The sequence below is a fragment of the Exiguobacterium sp. NPDC077395 genome (assembly GCF_050269125.1).
Taxonomy (GTDB): Bacteria; Bacillota; Bacilli; order Exiguobacteriales; family Exiguobacteriaceae; genus Exiguobacterium; species Exiguobacterium aestuarii_A.
Map to the genome: position 1 here is coordinate 20,543 of NZ_JBNNHU010000001.1, position 17,720 is coordinate 38,262.

Genomic DNA, 17,720 nt, shown 5'->3' on the forward strand with positions numbered 1-17,720 from the left:
TACGTTATTTGAGTGTGCTCGGTCGCAACTGTTTGACACGCGACAAGACGAGCCAACCGAGAAGCGCACCCGTCAAACTAGAGGCAAGGAACGCTGGGACGAAGAAGAAGGCACCGAACGTCGAACCCATCAACAGTTTCGCATACGGGACGGCAATCAACGAGGCGATGACACCGGTTCCAATGATTTCTCCGAGTGCGGCAGCATAGACGCGATTCGTACGAACGAAGAACATACCAGCAAGAAATGCACCAATCATGCCACCGGGGAACGCGAGAAGTGACCCTGTGCCGGTCATGACGCGAATGAGTCCGGTCACGAATGCGACGAGGACGGCTCCGATTGGGCCGACGGTGACTGCGGCAATCACGTTCACCATATGCTGAATCGGATAAGCGCGGGCGACACCTGTGGGAATCGAGATGAACATTGAGCCAACGACGGCGATGGCAACGAGCATCGCCATCCAAGTGAGTTGTTGAATACGCATGAATAGTCTCCTTTCAAAAATAAAAACGCCACGTTTCCAGACGGAAAAATGGCGTGGACATACAGAGACGTATCCCAAGCCACTTCCCTACGCTGGTATGAGCCAGATCAGGTTCGAAGGGTCCGGCACAAATGCCGTCTCAGCCCGAAGGCTCCCCTAGTGGTCGTTTATTGATTTGAGTATAGCATAACTAAAATCGGAAAGAAGGGACGGAATTACCCCTCATTCTTGGCTAACAGGTCCTCATAGTCCTTCTCGTTCCAAAAGAGCGGTGAGATGGACTCGGGACCTTTTAAAATTTCTCCATCTTGATCATATACGATGGCATACCCGCTCTCGACATCGAACACGAACAAGTCGGCAGTGACTTCGGTCACGCCATTCCCGGCGATAATCACATCGTCGATTGGTTCCCGTGCCAGTTCGACACCCGCTTCATCGAGTTCGACGAGAAGGGCTGACGTGTACGCATGGCGGTCATAGACGGATTGAAATTCATCCTGCGTAAGGATGACGTCGGTAGGCGGGGCACTCGTTCCGAATTTTCGATTCTCTATCTCTTCGACATACTGAAGAAAAGACTCCTCTTGCCAAAACAGCGGAGCGACCGATTCGGAACCGTTAATCAACGTCCCGTTCTGACTGTCGAATACCGTGGCATACGTCCCGTCATCGAGTTTGAACGGATAAATATCTGCATATGTGTGCTCAAGCCCGTTTCCGGCAATGATGACGCGTTCAAACGTCTCGCGGAACGGTTTGATGCCTTGTTGTTCGAGCGCAGCGAGGAGCGGTTGTGTTTGTTCATATTGGTCATAGACGTCTTTAAAGTCTTCGCGCGTCCATTCAGTGATGGGTTCATCGGGTGATTCGATCGGGATCGGATTGTCTGCCACCGTATCCGTACAACCTGTGAGTAAAAGTGCACCTAATCCGAATATCGCCCATCGTCTCATGATTTCATCCCCTTAACTGACATTTTCCACCATTTTATCATTCATGAATGAAAAGTAGAACCTGTGCACATTCTCACTCGGGGTGAGGACGTGTCGCGTAGTGATCGAGTGTGCTCTTAAAGTGGAGTGTGTCTTCTTCAGAAATCGTCACGCCTGAGGATGTGCCGTAGCGGACCGCATGATAAACGGACGGGTTCATCGGTAAATCGATGCGTCGGAACCACTCTTGCAGTGTTTCATGAGCACGCAATCGCTTGACTGGTACGAGAGATTGGTTGAATGCGATCAGTGCATCGCGAATCGGGACGTTCGTGAACGCTGTGAGCGTCGAAACGGACGAAGCGTTTTCGTGTTGTAGCGATTCGACAAGCGGGTCTGCGTTTGAATCAACATGATCTCGTGCGCGAACCACACGTCGTTTCCGTTTTAGATAGATATAAAAGGACAGGCAACCGAGCGCAAGCAAAGCGACGAATAACCCGAGATTTCGTCGTGTGGACTCTCCAGAGCCCGTAAATCTCTCAAGAGGTTTTATTTTTCCTTTTCGAGGATCCAATTCAAACGGGTATTCTGCTTTGGATTCACCAATTAAAATTCCATCATCGTCATCTGATAGGAGATCAGTCGGAGGACTGTTATTTTCCTCGACCGGTATGGTTTCCGGATTATAGAGCCATTCGAATACACTCGTCATAACCACCATCATTGTAAAGGTGACGAGAAGTATGGTGGCAATCATGAGAAGAAATTTGTTCGTCCAGCGCAAGAGGATACCTCCTTTTGAATTTTCAGACTATTTGTTGTTTATCTTACCATAAAAAGGTAAAGTTTGATTAAGACAAAAAATGGAGGTCATCATATGGGCATGGAGCAGGTCATCAAACAGTTGAACGAGGTGTATTTAGGCAAAGAGGATGTCGTACGCCTCTGTTGTACCGCGTTACTCGCGGAAGGGCATATTCTCTTAGAAGATGTTCCAGGTACGGGGAAAACATTACTTGCCAAGACGATTGCAGCTAGCTTTGACGGCGCGTTTTCACGGATTCAGTTTACGGCCGACTTATTACCGTCTGACGTGATTGGCGCAGATTATTTCAACATGCAGACACAGACGTTCGACCATCGACAAGGACCGATTTTTGCGAACATCGTCTTGATTGATGAAATCAACCGAGCGGTTCCACGGACGCAGTCCGCCTTGCTCGAGGCGATGGAAGAACGGCAAGTCTCCATCGGGGGAGAGACGTATCCGATGCCGAAACCATTCTTCGTCATCGCAACGCAAAACCCGATTGAATCGGCCGGGACGTTCCCGTTACCGGATGCCCAGCTCGACCGCTTCCTCATTTCGATTCCGGTCGGTTACCCTGATGTCGCGGAAGAGCGGGAGCTCCTCTTACAAGTCATGCGCCAAACACGGAAAACCGTGGAGGCGGTCGCGACGTTAGACAAGTTACGCCGCGCCCAAGATGAAGTGAAGCAAGTATCGATTCAAGATGACGTCCTCGATTATTTACTCGGGCTCGTCCATGCGACACGAGAACACCAATCCGTCGAGGTCGGTGTCAGTCCACGCGGAGCCATCGCGCTCATGCGGGCTTCTCAAAGTTACGCCTATCTCCACAATCGATTGTATGTCATTCCAGAAGATGTGAAAGCCGTGGCACCTTATGTATTGGCCCATCGCCTGACGTTGACGCTTGAAGGAGGTATCAAATCGACGAAACAGGACATCATCCGTTACATCTTAGACACCGTTTCTGTGCCGGTCGAGGGTTGACGATGACGTTCTCGACACATAACGCCCTACAGAAACAATGGATTCCGGTCTACGGATTCGCCGGAGTGATTCTCGTATTTGTCCCGTACATGGAGATTGTCGGGTATGCTCTCTGTTTACTTGCGGGCATCGTCTGGTTCTTTGAACGGACACGGAAACAGTTGGAACGAGCACTTCGTCTTCACATACATACGCACGAGTCTCTTCTGTTCGTCGGGGATGAGACGGAAGTGCAGGTGATGCTAGACGGAAGTGAAACCGTCGAACGACTCGGTCTTCCCGTTCGTGTTCGGATGAAATCCAATACAGCGCTCAGCTTTCCAGACCACGACCGTTCCCCAAATAGTTTAGATATGACGTTACGGACGGATCAGGCCCGTCACGTGCTTCGTGTTCAGGCCGAATTTCGGGGACCGGCTTATATCGAAGAGTGTGTACTCGCTGTGACGCTCCCGTTTCATCTCGGAACGTATTTGCTTGAGTGTCCCATCGAGAAACGGTGGACGGTGCTGCCGTCCCTCACGTTACATCCTCCGGTCGGCACGAAACGATTGGCACTCGGTGACCGTCCTTTGACCGCATCACCTTTACGGAATCCGTTACAGGTTCTAGGGTCGAAGCCTTACGAAGGGGAACCGGTCAAGGAGATTGACTGGGTCGCGACGGCAAAACTTGGTCGGGTCCAGTCCAAAGTCTTTCAAAAGACATCACTCGATACGTTCACGTTCGCAGTCGATTTGAGTGGTCCGTCCGGCTACACATTGCATCACGACTTCGAGTCGATCATCAGCCAAGTCGCGTATGTGACGACCCGACTCTTAAAAGAAGAGTGTAAAGTCGAACTGTTCATCAACCGTTTCAATGGTGAAGGAAAGATGGAGCATATCTCCCTCCAGGAAGGGGAACGGGGGACACGCCTCATCCTCATGATGCTGGCCGACCTTCATCCCGGGAACCGCTTCATCTCGACAGACGCGTTCGTCCGAATGGTTGAACGGAAACGTTTGAAACAAAGCCATCTCGTCTGGTTCAATCAGCATAACCTGTACGACTAACAAGGAACTTTCCTTCTTCTGGCGAACTGTACCATACAGAGATGACCGAAAGGGAGAGATGCATATGGCAAAACGGAAGTATGCGAATCGACGAGACTGGGAACGGATTTTAAAGAACCGTTATGCGCAAGAACGCGTTCAGACGGAACAATTTTCCGGGGTGGTTGCTTTATTCCAAATCGATGAGGTTCGAGCACCTCAATATAAGATGCACAAAGGGGAAGAATTTATTGTGGCGGATGCTGGTTTTAGTTGGCTCCAATATTTCCCGGACAATGAACCGTTCGGTGTGACGGTCATGTTCAATCCAGATGGTGAAATCGTGCAGTGGTATATCGACCTCGTCGACCGGATCGGCGAAGAGGATGGCATCCCGTATATGGACGACTTGTTGCTCGATATTCTCGTGTTTCCGAATGGGGACATCGTCAAAAAGGATGAGGATGAGTTCGAAGAGGCGACCGAGAACGGCGAATTGACACCTGAACAAGTCGAGCGGGGATGGCGTGAGTTTGAAGCGACGCTCGAACGGATCAAACGTGGAGACTTCGTCTACTTTGATTTGGCAAAAGGACATTACGAACAGTTAAAACAAAAGCTATGAGTGGATTCACTCTCTCTGCTACAGTAAGAGCGTAGGAGGGGGAGTTTTTATGAAAGAAATTGAAATCGAGACGTGGGCACGACGAAAAAACTTTGAGTTTTTCAAAGCGTTTGACGAGCCGCATTTTAATGTGACGGCGAACGTAGATGTGACAAATCTCTATACATATGCGAAAGCAAGCGATCAATCGTTCTTCAAACTCTTTTTGTACGGTGCGGTGAAAGCGGCGAACGCGATTCCGGAATTGCGCTATCGGATACGTGGTGAAGCGGTCATCGAACACGAGGTGGTCCACCCGTCGTTCACGGTCATGTTAGACGAAGATGTCTTCAATTTTTGTGCGGCCACGTTCAGTGAAGATTTACCGACGTTCTTACAGGAAGTGACGACGCGGATGGAGCAAGCTGCTGACGAAGTCGTAGTTGGGGATGACGAGCCCGACGACTTACTGTATATCACGAGTGTGCCGTGGGTCACGTTCACAAGCATCATGCACCCGACGCATCAGCAACAACATGACAGCGTCCCGCGCATCGCCTGGGGCAAGTTTGAACGTCAAGGCGAGCGTCTAAGGATGCCGTTATCCGTTCAAGCCCACCACGCACTCGTCGATGGGGTGCATATTGGCAAGTATTATGAAGCGCTCCAATCATGGTTAGACCAAGATTTCGCTCAGGAGGTGACCGACGTGACAGAAGAAAATGAGTTTAATCGAGCAGTACGTCTCCGTGAAGAGGGACAGCTCGAGCAGGCGAAGCAACTGTTCTTATCGCTCTTACGGAAGGATGAGAAGAATGCTAGACTTCATGCATACTGTGCATGGTGTTATGACTCGCTCGGTGAAGAACGTCAAGCGGTACCGCATTATGAGCGGGCCATCCGACTCGGATTGACCGGAGATGAGTTGGCGGAATCGTATCTCGGACTCGGTAGCACGTATCGGGCACTTGGTCGATACGAGGAAGCGGAGCAGTTATTTGCAGAGGCAATCGAACATTTCCCGAATCATGGGGCGCTCAAAGTGTTTCAGGCGATGACCCACTATAACGTCGGCCGTCATGAAGAAGGGATGGGCGCGTTACTCGAGCTGCTTGCTAGTCCAAAACCGGATGAAAGCATCGCAAGGTACCGTCGTGCCATCGCGTTCTACGCACGGAATTTAAACGAAACATACGAATAAAGGAGAATGACATGATTTCATTACGTCCGATCGATGCACAAAATTGGTATACATGCTGTCACTTGGCACTGAGTGAACAACAACAAACATATATGGAGCCGAATGCGATTTCGCTACTTCAAGCGATGTACGAACCGACGCTACGCCCGCGCGCGATTTATGAAGAAGAAACGATGGTCGGCTTCCTCATGTACAACACGGAGCCGGAAGAGTTGGATGCATGGTGGATTTACCGCATCATGATCGACCACGCCCATCAAGGCAAAGGAATCGGTCGACAAGCGACAGAGCTGATGCTTGAAGAAATCGGCGAAGGGAAATCAATCGTCGTCGGGTATCATCCTGAGAACGATGCGGCGCATCACTTATATGAAAGCTTAGGATTCGTTGATGAAGGACACCGATTCGGTCGTGAGATGGCTGTGATTCGTCGAGGAGAATAAGGCGGGGGAATCCCGTCTTATTTTTTTGAATCAAATCGATTGACGGCAAAATCCTCACATGATATATTTATCTCGAATTAAAGATATTTGAATTTAAGTTAATGACTCTCTTGGACAAAGGAGGGAGACAGATGGAACCATCTGATGCATTAAAAACGATTACTGTGCTGTTACGCGCCTCTCAGTCATTACAAGATCTGGTGAAGCAGGAAGTGGCGTCTTACGGATTAAACGCGACCGAGTTCGCGGTACTCGAGTTTTTATATCATAAAGGGGATCAACCGATTCAAGTCATCGGAAAGAAAATCCTTCTCTCGAGCGGCAGCATGACGTACGTCGTGGACCGGTTAGAAGAGAAAGGATATCTCGTCCGAAAAGCTTGTCCGAGTGATCGCCGCATCACATATGCTGCGTTAACGAATGACGGAGAGCACTTGATGCGAGATATTTTTCCGAAGCACACGGAGCATATGAATGCATTATTTGAAGGATTATCTCTGACAGAAACGATTGAACAGTTGAAACAAATTGGGAAGCGGGCAGAAGCCGCAAAAAATTTTAATCATGTATCTTGAAATCAAGATATAAAAGGAGAGAGAACGATGAACCACGTAAAAGGAATTCACCACGTCACGGCGATTACAAGTAGTGCCGAAAAAAACTATGACTTCTTCACCCATATTCTTGGGATGCGCTTAGTGAAAAAAACGGTCAACCAGGACGACATTCAAACGTATCACTTATTCTTTGCGGACGATAAAGGGAACGCGGGGACAGACATGACCTTCTTCGACTTCCCAGGTATCCCGAAAGGCAAGCATGGGACAAATGAGATCGCGAAGACGTCGTTCCGCGTACCGACAGATGAAGCGTTGACGTATTGGGTCCGCCGCTTCGACCGTCTCGGTGTCGAACATGAAGGGATTCAAGAACAGTTCGGGAAGAAGACGCTCTCGTTCATCGACTTCGACGAACAGGCGTATCAACTCATCTCGGATGAGTTTAACGAAGGCATTGCGTCGGGCGAACCGTGGAAAAACGGTCCAGTCCCACTTGAATACGCGATCACGGGCCTCGGTCCCATCTTTATTCGTATCGCCGATATCACGTATTTCAAACAAGTGATGGAGCAAGTGATGCTATTTAAAGAGATCGGGCGAGAAGGTGATGTGTATCTCTTTGAAGGAGGTGAAGGTGGAAACGGAGCGCAAGTGATCGTCATTCATGACGAGACATCTCCACAAGCGCGTCAAGGGTTCGGTACCGTGCACCATGTCGCATTTCGTGTCGAAGACCGCAGCGTCCTCGATGAATGGACAGCACGTCTCCAACAGTTCGGTTTGCCGACTTCTGGCTATGTCGACCGCTTCTTCTTTGAATCGTCTTATGCACGTGTCGCGCCGCAAATCTTGTTTGAGTGGGCGACGGACGGACCTGGATTCATGGGAGATGAGCCGTATGAGACGGTTGGTGAGAAATTGTCACTCCCGCCGTTCCTCGAAGCGAAACGTTCGCAAATCGAGGCGATGGTACGACCAATCGATACGGTCAGAAGCACGAAAACATTTGAGAAAGAATATGAGGGCATGAAATGAGTTTCTTGAATCGTTTGTTTGGAAAATCAGATGAATCACAACATAACCAAGGAGGAACTACTATGTTAAACATCGGAATCGTACTCGGATCAACTCGTGAAGGTCGCGTCAGCCCACAAGTCGGGGAATGGGTGAAAGAACTCGCCGACAAACGTGGCGATGCCAACTATGAAGTCATCGACATCGCAGACTATAACTTACCGCTTCTCGGTGAAGCTGGTCAAGACGCATCAGGCGCAGCGGCCTGGTCGGAGAAAATTGCGCAAATGGACGGGTTCATCTTCATCGTCCAAGAATATAACCATTCCATCTCAGCATCTCTTAAAAACGCACTCGACTACTTACGCGTCGAATGGAACAACAAAGCAGCTGGGATCGTCTCATACGGTTCTGTCGGTGGAGCACGGGCAACGGAACATTTACGTGGCATCTTGAGCGAATTGTCAATCGCTCACGTACGTGTCCATCCTGCCCTCTCACTCTTCACGGACTTCGAGAACGGCACGCATTTCGCACCGAAAGATGTGCAAGCACAATCGGTCAACGACATGCTCGACCAACTCCTTCCGTGGACGGAAGCGATGCAATCGGTCCGTACGAAAGCCGGAGAAGTTGCAAACAATTAACAAATCGCGAAGCCAGTCTGAATTCAGGCTGGTTTTTGTGCGTTTTCAAGTTGATTGCGCTAAAGTGAAGAAGAATGGAAAGAAAGGAGGGATTCGATGATGACACGAAAAATTATCGCGGCTTCCTGGACCGTACCCATCTATGCGTTTGTGTTAAGCATCGTTGAATTTTCGCAACAAACCCTTGTGGAAACTTCATTTTTAGAGAGCCTATCTGGGTTTCTTTTATTGTGTACGATTTACATGGCATATAGTTTTCCCATCATTTTTACATATGGTGTCGTGACATCGTGGTTTAGCGATTGGGTCGCAAAGCGATTCAGTTCGGAACGCATACAGTTGTTCACTTCGTTCGCTTTACATATTCTATTTGGGCTCGTCTTGTCATGGCTGAGTCTTCTCGCAGCCATCTTGTTCTTCCTGATCGATCGTCGATTGATGAATCGAATGGACGTGACAAAACGAGCTGCCATCAAAAGTCTTTTCATCCCAATCGGGTGTTTGCTTGTCGTGATGGGAAGTGTGTATCTGATTGGGGTCGTTCAAGACTTTTTCGTTCGATTCAACTCGATTTAGGGAAACGAACAAGGACAACCTTACATAAGGAGGGGTAACCATGAGATGGATGATTTACGGGGCGAATGGATATACAGGGGAACTGATTGCCCGTCAGGCCGTCAGTGACGGATTGCGTCCGATTCTTGCGGGGCGAACTGGTCGGGAGATTCATCGACTCGGAGACGAGCTCGACTGCGAGACATCGATTTTCGCATTAAGTCGTGAGGCGGCAATCAAGGCGCTTCGCGATGTGGATTTAGTTCTTCACTGTGCGGGTCCGTTCACGGATACGAGTCAAGTGATGATCGAGGCATGTCTGGAAACGGGCACACATTATTTAGACATTACCGGGGAAATCGACGTGTTCGAATATGTCCATTCTAAACAGCGAGCGGCTCAAGCCAAAGAGCGTGGTGTGATTTTATGCTCCGGTGTTGGATTTGACGTCATCCCGACCGACTGTGTCGCACGAAAATTAAAGGAACTCTTACCCGATGCGACATCACTCGCTCTCGGATTTTCGGCGGCAGGTGGCATCTCACCAGGAACGATGAAGACAGCTGTTCGTGGACTTGGATCGAGTAGCGTGGAACGTGTGAACGGAAAGTTATCACCGTTCCCAATCGGGGCAAAACGCAGAACGATTGATTTTGGACGAGGAAGCCGCACCGCGATTGCGATTCCGTGGGGAGACGTTTCGACCGCCTACTATACGACGGACATCCCGAATATTACGACGTGGGTGCCGGTGCCGACAGCGGCAGCTTATGTGGCACGCGCTTTGTCCTGGTTCAGCCCGATTCTTGGAAAAGAGGCGGTGCAGGAACGATTGCTCCGTTATGTCGATGAGAACGTATCGGGACCGAATGAAGCCGAACGTGAAAAAACCTCGACGTATGTATGGGGCGAGGCAACAAATGAGGAGGGGCGCAAGATCGTCGTTCGCATCCAAACGGCGAGTACGTATGCCTTCACTGTTTACGGTGCACTCGCCGTCGTCAATCGATTGCTCGGCTCCGGTCGGATGCTTGCGGGAAGTTTCACACCGGCCATGTTGTTTGGATCACATTTCATCGAAGAGATCCAAGGTTCGTCTTCATTCACGATTGATGAGATTCGTCCATGAGCCGAGAAACATGGGATTTACTAGACGAAAATCGGCAACCGCTCGGACGAACGCATTTTCGCGGGGATGAACTGGATCCGAATACGTTTCACACGGTCATCGAAGTATTCACATTTGATGCGGATGGTAAATTGTTACTCTCGAAGCGCCATCCCGATAAGAAGTATCCTCTTCTTTGGGAAGGCACGGGCGGCTCGATTTTAACGGGTGAGACGAGTCGACAAGGTGCGGTCCGTGAACTCCAAGAAGAATTAGGGTTAATCATCGACCCCGAACAGTTGCGTTTCGTGACGACAATCAAGCGCGGGACGTACTTCTTAGATGTTTATGTCTACACGAGCGAGCAACCGATTGATGTAGATCAACTTTCCTTACAAACCGATGAAGTGGTCGATGTGAGATTAGAGGAGTGGGACACGGTGCTCGATTCTGTTGAACTCGTGCCTACTGTCAAAGAGCGGTTGATCAAGTACGGTCACTTGATTCGAACGTGATATGCTACACTCAACATGAAAAGCAAGGGAGGGAACAAAGTGAAACGTTTAGAATTGGCACGACGCATCGAAAGCATTAAAGCAGAGGGAACGTCTGCTTATATTCGACACCGCAAACAAACCCCTCCCTATGAAGGTGCGGAATTACACGTAGAAGGTAAGGGGCACGTGTTCAAAATGGGGAATATGAGCTTTGCAGTCGGATTCGGACTCAATCGACCGACAAGCTTTTACGACCTGCACCAGATGGAAAAGTGGGTGCGTGGAAAAAATGTGTCCCGACTACATATCGAAGTTTGTCCGTTAGCAGACGATTCCTTACTACGCTTACTGCAAGAGCGTAACTATACGCTCGATCACTTCTTAGACGTATGGACGTTAGATCTCGCACAATATGACGAACCGCTTTCTTCGAATCAAGTGGAAAAGGTGCAAGATGAGACGCTCCATGAATGGGCGCACGCGATTGCGGCCGGATTTGCCGAATCTGGAACGATTCTTCAAGAGACGGTCGATACGGCGAAAGGATTTTATGCGCTACCGAGTAATCACGCTTATCTCGTACGAGAAGCGGACGCTGTCGTAGCGGGTGGGATTCTCGCCACGCAAGACGGAATCGGGGAATTGTTTCTAACGAGTACCGTACCGTCTTACCGTCAAAAAGGTTACCAGACGCAACTGATTTTGGAACGAATCGCCGAGGCGAAAGCGCTTGGATGTGACGTCTTGACGGTGACGACGAAGGTCGACTCCGCCTCGGGACGAAATATGGAACGACTCGGGTTTCAACCGTTTTATCAAAAGGCGGTCATGAAAAGTCCAATCCTTAAATAATCAGGCCACCTCATGTGAGGTGACCTGTTTTTTGAATTAAAGGAGAGATTCAGCACCGTCAACGTATACTTCAGAACCGGTGACGTGGCTTGACATGTTGCTCGCAAAGAATAAGACGACGTCAGCGACTTGTTTCGCAGCACCGGACTTTCCAGCAAGCGGTTGGTTGCCGAGCGGATACTCGATAGGGATGACGATTTCTTCGAGCAATGCGTCATCTCGATTGGTCGAATCGTCGATATTCGTATCAATGGCTCCAGGACAAATCGAATTTACGCGAATTCCGAATTGCGCGAGCTCGGCAGCTGCCATTTTCGCAAATCCGGTCTGACCTGCTTTCGTCGTCGCATAGCCACTGAAACCAAAGTTTTTAAAGTAGCGATTGCCGTTGATCGATGAAGTGATGATGATACTGCCACCATTCTCTTTCAAATGAGGAATGGCATGTTTGACGGTCAAAAACGTTCCCGTCAGATTCGTCTCCACGACACCATTCCAGTCTTCAATGGACAAGTGTTCAATCGGTGTGATAGTCCCGTTTCGCCCGGCGTTCGCGAAGACGATATCGATTTGTCCGAACCGTTCAATCGTCCGTGCATACGCTTCTTTCATCGCGGCTTCATCCGCAACATCGGCGCTGATTCCGATGGCCCGTTCCTCTCCGACGAGACTTGCGAGACGCATCGCGTCTTCTTCATTCAAGTCGAGAATGGCGACTTTTGCACCCGCTTGAATGAAGCGAATGACGGTGGCACGTCCGATACCGGAAGCTGCACCGGTGACGAGCGCTACTTTTCCAGATAGTAATTTATTTGAAATCAATCCAATCACTCCTTTATCATGACTCTTTCTCATATTCCACAGTTCTGGAAAAGTTACGCTTCATTTCAGAAAATCATGGCGATATGACTTCAATTGTCCGTGCGATGTTCAAGTTGGACTCCGTGGGGATGACCTCGATGGTGACGAGCTGACCGCTTTGTAATCCTTGTACGCTATTGACGATGCCCGTTACCTCGGTTTGGTCGTTAATTAAGATGACGCGCAGCGTGACTTCTTCTGAGGATTCGGTGGATTCAATCAATAGCTGAGGAATGTCGACCCGTTCAATTTGGCCTTCGACCACATTGTCATTCCATGTACTCATCCAATACATGACGATTAAAAAAAGACCGAGAAAGGCTAGGGCAAAGGTTAACCGTGCACTCATGCGCAACCCACTCCTTCATTGTCCGGCATCGCATCTTGTCTAATTTACCTTTACCCGGAAATTCTCTCATTACTTGAAAAAATAGTAGGAATCTCAAGAAAAATGGGGAATAGAAAGAAAAACGAAAAGGTGAGGTGCGGGCGAATGTGGATGATGGTTGCGGCGCTAGGATTTGTTGCTTGTGTATGGATCACGTTTGGCTGGTTTACTATCGGCAATGCGGGGCGACGAGTACGTGGAGGGCTCTTGTCCTTAAGTATGACCTGTCTGTTTGCGCCACTTTTACTTGTGAAGCTAGGAGAACAGTACGGATTTATCGGGGTTCAAGTAGGGCTGACCGTTTTATTCGGCTTACTCCTAGGTGCCTTTTTCTTCGTGGCGCTCGGCTGGACGGGGCGACCGACGAAAGTCCGAAAAGTAAGAACATTATCGGAAGACCCTGATTTATTTTGAAGCCTGACTTACCACTCCTACGGTATAATGCGGTCATAACGATGTTTACAGGAAATGGAGTGGAAATGATGATTGCACCACCACAGTTAAAGAACGGAGATACAATTGGGATCATCACGCCTTCTTTTCCAGCACCCGTGCAGTTTGAGGAGCGTTATCAACGAGGGATCAATCAGCTTAAGCGTATGGGGTTCAAGGTGAAAGAAGGCACATGTACATATGAATCAGAAGGGTATCGGTCATCCTCCATTCAGAATCGAGTGAACGAACTGAATGCGTTTTTGCATGACCCTGAAGTGAAAGCGATTATCAGTACGATTGGAGGAACGAATTCGAACTCGTTACTCCCCTATATCGATTATGAGCAATTAAGACGCCATCCTAAAATCATTATGGGCTATAGTGATGTGACAGCAATCTTGATGGCGTGTTACGCCAAAACGGGGGTTGTCACGTTTTACGGACCGGCTGTCGTACCATCATTCGGCGAGTATGGTGGGATGTTCGAGAAAGGGTCCCAGTACGTACGAGATATCCTCAGTTTGGAGAAAACTGCCCCGTTCGATTTGGACGTGCCGAAAGAGTGGACCGAAGAGATGCTCGATTGGTCGACGCAGCAACGTATCAAAACCTTCCAACCGAATGAAGGATGGGTACCACTAAGGGATGGAAAGGCACAAGGCACATTGATTGGCGGGAATTTGAATACGATGTCAGGTTTCTTCAAATCGGACTATTATCCCGATTTGAAGGGGGCGATTCTTTTCCTGGAAGACTCGTTCAAAACGATGGCTGAAGAAGAACGTTCGCTTAGCATGTTGAAAATCGCTGGTGTATTTGATGAGATTTCGGGTCTAATTATCGGCAAGCATGAGCATTTCCAAGATCAATCGGCTCCGTTCTCGTTCAACGACTTGTTGCTTGAAGTCATCAGCGACACGAACATCCCTATTTTGACGAATGTCGATATTGGTCATACGTTCCCATCACACGTCTTCCCGATTGGCATTCGGGTCGAATTGGATGCGACGAATGGAACGATCCGATTTTTAGAAGATGGGGTGTCATCATGAAAGAATACCTCACGATTTTTGACGGAAATCATCAAAAAAGAGGAGAGAAAGAACGGGGGCAGGTTCATGTAGACGGGGATTGGCATGAGACATTCCACTGCTGGTTCTGGAAAGATCAATTTGTTTATCTACAGCGCCGAAGTATGGAGAAACAGGATTTTCCCGGGAAATATGACATTACCGCAGCGGGACATCTCGCTTCAAACGAGACGTTCATTGATGGTATTCGTGAAATTGAAGAAGAACTCGGACTGTCATTGACGTTCGAACAGCTCACAGCTCTTGGAATATTTGAAGACGTGATTGAACTGGACGGGTTCCTCGATCGTGAGTTTGCATATACGTATAGCTACGCTTATCAAGACGAACCGCTCCTTTTTGACGACAGGGAAGTGATGGACGTCGTGGTTGTTCACAGGGACGAGCTGATGGCGCTCACGGAAGGACGATTGCGTACGATTGAAGGAAACTCCATCATGACGAACCATCTCGTTCAAATCACACAAGCCGATTTAGTTCCGCATCGTCTGACGTATTGGCAACATATATGTGAGGGGTTGGCACGAATCGATGCGTCAAATCGATAAAGAGAGAATTCGCTGCTCGCCGATCGGTCCACCGATTCGACGTCCGGTATCGACCCATCCGTTTGTCGTATAAAGTGTAAACGCCACATCATTTTTTAGATTGACGGACAATACGACTTCACGGATATGAGGAAAATGCTGTTGTACAAACTTCGGAAGTTCCTGGAGTGCCGCTTTTGCGTACCCCTTGCCTTGATCTGCATCATTGATGGCAAAAGCCGAGAAGAGTAGCGCATGTGGTTCGTCCGTGTAAGAAGCGACTCGTTTGTTGTCATGTAGTAAAAACATGCCGACCGGCTTCTGTTCGACGACAACAATCGGATGAACGTCATCAGGAAGTGGGTCGTCCATATCTTTTGGAAGGGTTGTATACTTTTCTTGGTCCGTCGGCAACGTGAACGTATCAAGAATCGGTCGATGCGTATCATTTCGATATTCTAATGTGATGTTCATAAGGCGTCTCCTTCGGGCGTTATTCATTTCATTCAGTAAAGGGGAATTATATGGCTACACAACTTACATATCGTCAAAACCCGCCTGTGCGAGATTTATATCGGGCGTTTATGACTGGTTTTTCTGATTATATCATTCCGTTCCAATTCGATGAGCAGACGTTTGAAGACGTCTTTCTCGTACGAGACCAAAATCAGCCGTCCCGTTCCATCGTCGCTTATGACGGGGAAGAGCCGGTCGGCGTCGTATTAAGTGGGATTGCGTATCTCGATTCAGGATGGCAGACGCGTTGCGGCGGACTTGCTGTCGCCCCGCACGCTCGGAAATTAGGCGTTGCGACCGAGTTGATGCAACGATTTGAAGAGGACGCCAAAGGAACTCGTTTGCTTGAAGTAATTCAAGGGAACGATGCAGCGTTGTCGCTTTATCATCAACTTGGATATAAGACGACACGTGAAATCTATTACTTTCAGGCGGTACCACTTGAAACGACTGCTCACATGACTTCGGAACCGATTCAAACGTTGTTCGACCGACTATACCCGACAGCTCAACATGTTCCGATTTGGCAACGCGATGTGCGCGTGACTCAACAGGAGGCGGAACTTGTGAAAGTGGTCGAAGACGAGCGAGAAGGATTTTTGTTATACCGCGATCATGTATTGCTTGATGTTTTTGGTCACGCTGAAGATGCAGAATGGTTATTGCGCGCGGCTGCGACCCGATCCCCACTTCACCTCACTTTGACGTCCGACCGTCCTAAATGGATAGAAGCGGCACGCCGACTAGGATTTGTACAAGATGACATTTCGCAGTTTGAAATGGTGAAAGACGAACGATGAAGCGATTATTACTTGTTTGTATCATCGGATTGATGTTAGGAAATACAGCGACCATCATCGCACTGACGACGAATCTCTCGCCAGGAACGGTGAATTTGTTGCTAACAGGTGGGGTTGGACTGACCATCTTGTCAGTCATCGGCATCGTCCTTGCTGGATATTATACGAGAAAACGCAAGTGAAATCCTTGTGAAGTAATGCTTGAAAATATCACATCGTCCTGTCATGTATGACATGAAAATGAAAAACTTCATTTATTGAAATGTTTAACCCCCAGTGGTATATTCGCATATGTAGCTTTTTTGAAGTTCATGAATGTATCAATTTGGAGGGTTTATTATATATATGTGGAAACAACTGATCATGACAGCAGGTGTCGGCGTACTCTTGTTCCAAGGACAAACCGCATCCGCTAACGAAATGACCCCGCAAGACCTCGTTCAAACGGAGAAATCTGTCCAACAAACTACGAAACAAGTCAAAGAAACGAAACAAGCCATTCAAAAAATCCAGTCAAAGTTGGATGAAGTCAATCAAAACGCGGAAGTATTGCGTGACAAGATTGAAGGCACTTCTGAAGAATTAGAAGCGGTCGAAGAGGAACTCGTTCCGACAGAACAGTCGCTCTTTGCGAAAGTCGTATCTTCTGTTCTACCGAGTGCGAAAGCGGAGGCTGCTGAAGCAGAAGAAGCGCATCAAGCACTCGTTGAGAAGAAAGAAAAAGCAAATGAATCGTTGAAACAATTAAAAGAAGAGCAACAACAGATCGAAGCGACACGTCAAGATGTGAAGACGGCATATGACGAGAAGTCGAAACAATATAAGAAACAAACGAATCAGTTAAGTGATTTGAAAAAACAGTATGAAGCGATGGCGCCGGATCGGTTCTTGATGCCGGCAGAAGGACGTCTCTCACAAGGGTTCGGTGCAGCAAGCGGACAGTTCGGATACACGTTCCACAACGGTCTTGATATTGCCGCTAAAACAGGTACACCGATTTACGCAGCAGAAGCTGGAAAAGTCACAAAAGTCAGCTCAAGTGGACCTTATGGAAACCATATTCAAATTGAGCATAACGTAGATGGCCAGAAATGGACGACGGTCTATGCCCATATGCATAAAGTCGATGTGAAAAAAGGTCAGACGGTGCGTCAAGGTGAACCGATTGGTCAAATCGGAAACACGGGCAACTCGTCAGGTCCACACTTACACTTTGAAATTCATAAAGGGAACTACAATTTCTCAGCTAGTTCAGCTGGAAATGCCGTCAATCCGATGAAAGTGGCAGAGCGCCTTGGTGGTGCTTCTCCAGTGAAAGCAACGTTTTAATCAGACAGATGCCCTGAGCCTCGTAAACGAGG

Annotated in this window: 24 protein-coding genes and 1 riboswitch; of the genes, 18 read left to right on the forward strand and 6 right to left on the reverse strand. The window is 48.6% G+C overall.

Annotated elements, in window-relative coordinates; all coding sequences use genetic code 11:
- Positions 1-4 precede the first annotated feature (4 nt).
- The 3 genes from thiW to ACQKD4_RS00150 all read right to left on the reverse strand — a co-directional run bounded on the left by thiW (position 5) and on the right by ACQKD4_RS00150 (position 2,212).
- Positions 5-490, reverse strand: a complete 486-nt coding sequence (gene thiW, locus ACQKD4_RS00140; RefSeq protein WP_074035388.1) for an energy coupling factor transporter S component ThiW — start codon at positions 488-490, stop codon at positions 5-7.
- Between the two features lie 67 nt (positions 491-557).
- A riboswitch (TPP riboswitch) is annotated at positions 558-658 on the reverse strand.
- 47 nt (positions 659-705) lie between these two features.
- Complete coding sequence (locus ACQKD4_RS00145; protein ID WP_427372047.1) at positions 706-1,446, reverse strand: hypothetical protein; 741 nt, start codon at positions 1,444-1,446, stop codon at positions 706-708.
- Between the two features lie 73 nt (positions 1,447-1,519).
- Complete coding sequence (locus tag ACQKD4_RS00150) at positions 1,520-2,212, reverse strand: hypothetical protein (protein ID WP_427372048.1); 693 nt, start codon at positions 2,210-2,212, stop codon at positions 1,520-1,522.
- A 93-nt stretch (positions 2,213-2,305) separates the two neighbouring features.
- On the opposite strand from ACQKD4_RS00150, the gene ACQKD4_RS00155 reads away from it, so the two are divergent.
- From ACQKD4_RS00155 to ACQKD4_RS00210, 12 genes are all read left to right on the forward strand, one after another.
- Positions 2,306-3,226 carry an AAA family ATPase gene (locus ACQKD4_RS00155; protein ID WP_427372049.1) on the forward strand — a complete coding sequence of 307 codons (921 nt, stop codon included), beginning with the start codon at positions 2,306-2,308 and terminating at the stop codon, positions 3,224-3,226.
- A 2-nt stretch (positions 3,227-3,228) separates the two neighbouring features.
- Positions 3,229-4,281 (forward strand): DUF58 domain-containing protein, encoded by a 1,053-nt coding sequence (locus ACQKD4_RS00160; RefSeq protein WP_427372050.1) that lies wholly within the window; start codon positions 3,229-3,231, stop codon positions 4,279-4,281.
- A gap of 64 nt (positions 4,282-4,345) precedes the next feature.
- Positions 4,346-4,885 carry a DUF402 domain-containing protein gene (locus tag ACQKD4_RS00165; RefSeq protein WP_427372051.1) on the forward strand — a complete coding sequence of 180 codons (540 nt, stop codon included), beginning with the start codon at positions 4,346-4,348 and terminating at the stop codon, positions 4,883-4,885.
- 49 nt (positions 4,886-4,934) lie between these two features.
- The gene (locus ACQKD4_RS00170; RefSeq protein WP_427372052.1) at positions 4,935-6,065 is read left to right on the forward strand and encodes a tetratricopeptide repeat protein; all 1,131 of its coding nucleotides are present in this window, start codon (positions 4,935-4,937) and stop codon (positions 6,063-6,065) included.
- Positions 6,066-6,076: 11 nt separating this feature from the next.
- Positions 6,077-6,508 (forward strand): GNAT family N-acetyltransferase, encoded by a 432-nt coding sequence (locus ACQKD4_RS00175; RefSeq protein WP_427372053.1) that lies wholly within the window; start codon positions 6,077-6,079, stop codon positions 6,506-6,508.
- 131 nt (positions 6,509-6,639) lie between these two features.
- Positions 6,640-7,083: a MarR family winged helix-turn-helix transcriptional regulator gene (locus ACQKD4_RS00180; protein ID WP_427372054.1), complete on the forward strand. Its 444-nt coding sequence runs from the start codon at positions 6,640-6,642 to the stop codon at positions 7,081-7,083.
- Positions 7,084-7,110: 27 nt separating this feature from the next.
- Positions 7,111-8,103: a ring-cleaving dioxygenase gene (locus tag ACQKD4_RS00185; RefSeq protein WP_427372055.1), complete on the forward strand. Its 993-nt coding sequence runs from the start codon at positions 7,111-7,113 to the stop codon at positions 8,101-8,103.
- On the forward strand, positions 8,100-8,729 hold the full coding sequence (locus ACQKD4_RS00190) for an NADPH-dependent FMN reductase (RefSeq protein WP_074035419.1): 630 nt from the start codon (positions 8,100-8,102) through the stop codon (positions 8,727-8,729). The genes ACQKD4_RS00185 and ACQKD4_RS00190 overlap by 4 nt, the downstream gene beginning before the upstream one ends.
- A 96-nt stretch (positions 8,730-8,825) precedes the next feature.
- On the forward strand, positions 8,826-9,305 hold the full coding sequence (locus ACQKD4_RS00195) for a hypothetical protein (RefSeq protein ID WP_427372056.1): 480 nt from the start codon (positions 8,826-8,828) through the stop codon (positions 9,303-9,305).
- A gap of 40 nt (positions 9,306-9,345) precedes the next feature.
- Positions 9,346-10,413, forward strand: a complete 1,068-nt coding sequence (locus ACQKD4_RS00200) for a saccharopine dehydrogenase family protein (RefSeq protein ID WP_427372057.1) — start codon at positions 9,346-9,348, stop codon at positions 10,411-10,413.
- On the forward strand, positions 10,410-10,907 hold the full coding sequence (locus tag ACQKD4_RS00205; protein WP_427372058.1) for an NUDIX hydrolase: 498 nt from the start codon (positions 10,410-10,412) through the stop codon (positions 10,905-10,907). Before ACQKD4_RS00200 ends, ACQKD4_RS00205 begins: the two co-directional genes overlap by 4 nt.
- A gap of 39 nt (positions 10,908-10,946) precedes the next feature.
- Positions 10,947-11,741, forward strand: coding sequence for a GNAT family N-acetyltransferase (locus ACQKD4_RS00210; RefSeq protein WP_427372059.1), 795 nt, complete (start codon positions 10,947-10,949; stop codon positions 11,739-11,741).
- Positions 11,742-11,777: 36 nt separating this feature from the next.
- Here the strand turns inward: ACQKD4_RS00210 and ACQKD4_RS00215 are convergent, their stop codons facing one another.
- Positions 11,778-12,563: an SDR family oxidoreductase gene (locus ACQKD4_RS00215; protein WP_427372060.1), complete on the reverse strand. Its 786-nt coding sequence runs from the start codon at positions 12,561-12,563 to the stop codon at positions 11,778-11,780.
- 73 nt (positions 12,564-12,636) lie between these two features.
- Positions 12,637-12,951 carry a hypothetical protein gene (locus ACQKD4_RS00220; protein WP_427372061.1) on the reverse strand — a complete coding sequence of 105 codons (315 nt, stop codon included), beginning with the start codon at positions 12,949-12,951 and terminating at the stop codon, positions 12,637-12,639.
- A 144-nt stretch (positions 12,952-13,095) separates the two neighbouring features.
- Here ACQKD4_RS00220 and ACQKD4_RS00225 point away from each other — a divergent pair, with 144 nt between their 5' ends.
- The 3 genes from ACQKD4_RS00225 to ACQKD4_RS00235 all read left to right on the forward strand — a co-directional run bounded on the left by ACQKD4_RS00225 (position 13,096) and on the right by ACQKD4_RS00235 (position 15,064).
- On the forward strand, positions 13,096-13,404 hold the full coding sequence (locus ACQKD4_RS00225) for a hypothetical protein (RefSeq protein WP_214744984.1): 309 nt from the start codon (positions 13,096-13,098) through the stop codon (positions 13,402-13,404).
- A gap of 68 nt (positions 13,405-13,472) precedes the next feature.
- A complete protein-coding gene (locus ACQKD4_RS00230; protein WP_427372062.1) occupies positions 13,473-14,477 on the forward strand; it encodes a S66 family peptidase in 1,005 nt (334 codons plus the stop codon).
- Positions 14,474-15,064 (forward strand): NUDIX hydrolase, encoded by a 591-nt coding sequence (locus ACQKD4_RS00235; RefSeq protein WP_427372063.1) that lies wholly within the window; start codon positions 14,474-14,476, stop codon positions 15,062-15,064. The genes ACQKD4_RS00230 and ACQKD4_RS00235 overlap by 4 nt, the downstream gene beginning before the upstream one ends.
- Here the strand turns inward: ACQKD4_RS00235 and ACQKD4_RS00240 are convergent.
- Complete coding sequence (locus tag ACQKD4_RS00240) at positions 15,053-15,517, reverse strand: GNAT family N-acetyltransferase (RefSeq protein WP_427372064.1); 465 nt, start codon at positions 15,515-15,517, stop codon at positions 15,053-15,055. The two genes, ACQKD4_RS00235 and ACQKD4_RS00240, sit on opposite strands and share 12 nt — an antisense overlap.
- 50 nt (positions 15,518-15,567) lie before the next feature.
- On the opposite strand from ACQKD4_RS00240, the gene ACQKD4_RS00245 reads away from it, so the two are divergent.
- The 3 genes from ACQKD4_RS00245 to ACQKD4_RS00255 all read left to right on the forward strand — a co-directional run bounded on the left by ACQKD4_RS00245 (position 15,568) and on the right by ACQKD4_RS00255 (position 17,688).
- A complete protein-coding gene (locus ACQKD4_RS00245) occupies positions 15,568-16,359 on the forward strand; it encodes a GNAT family N-acetyltransferase (protein ID WP_427372065.1) in 792 nt (263 codons plus the stop codon).
- Positions 16,356-16,541: a hypothetical protein gene (locus ACQKD4_RS00250; protein WP_214759951.1), complete on the forward strand. Its 186-nt coding sequence runs from the start codon at positions 16,356-16,358 to the stop codon at positions 16,539-16,541. Before ACQKD4_RS00245 ends, ACQKD4_RS00250 begins: the two co-directional genes overlap by 4 nt.
- A gap of 163 nt (positions 16,542-16,704) precedes the next feature.
- Positions 16,705-17,688 carry a peptidoglycan DD-metalloendopeptidase family protein gene (locus tag ACQKD4_RS00255; protein ID WP_427372066.1) on the forward strand — a complete coding sequence of 328 codons (984 nt, stop codon included), beginning with the start codon at positions 16,705-16,707 and terminating at the stop codon, positions 17,686-17,688.
- Positions 17,689-17,720 lie beyond the last annotated feature (32 nt).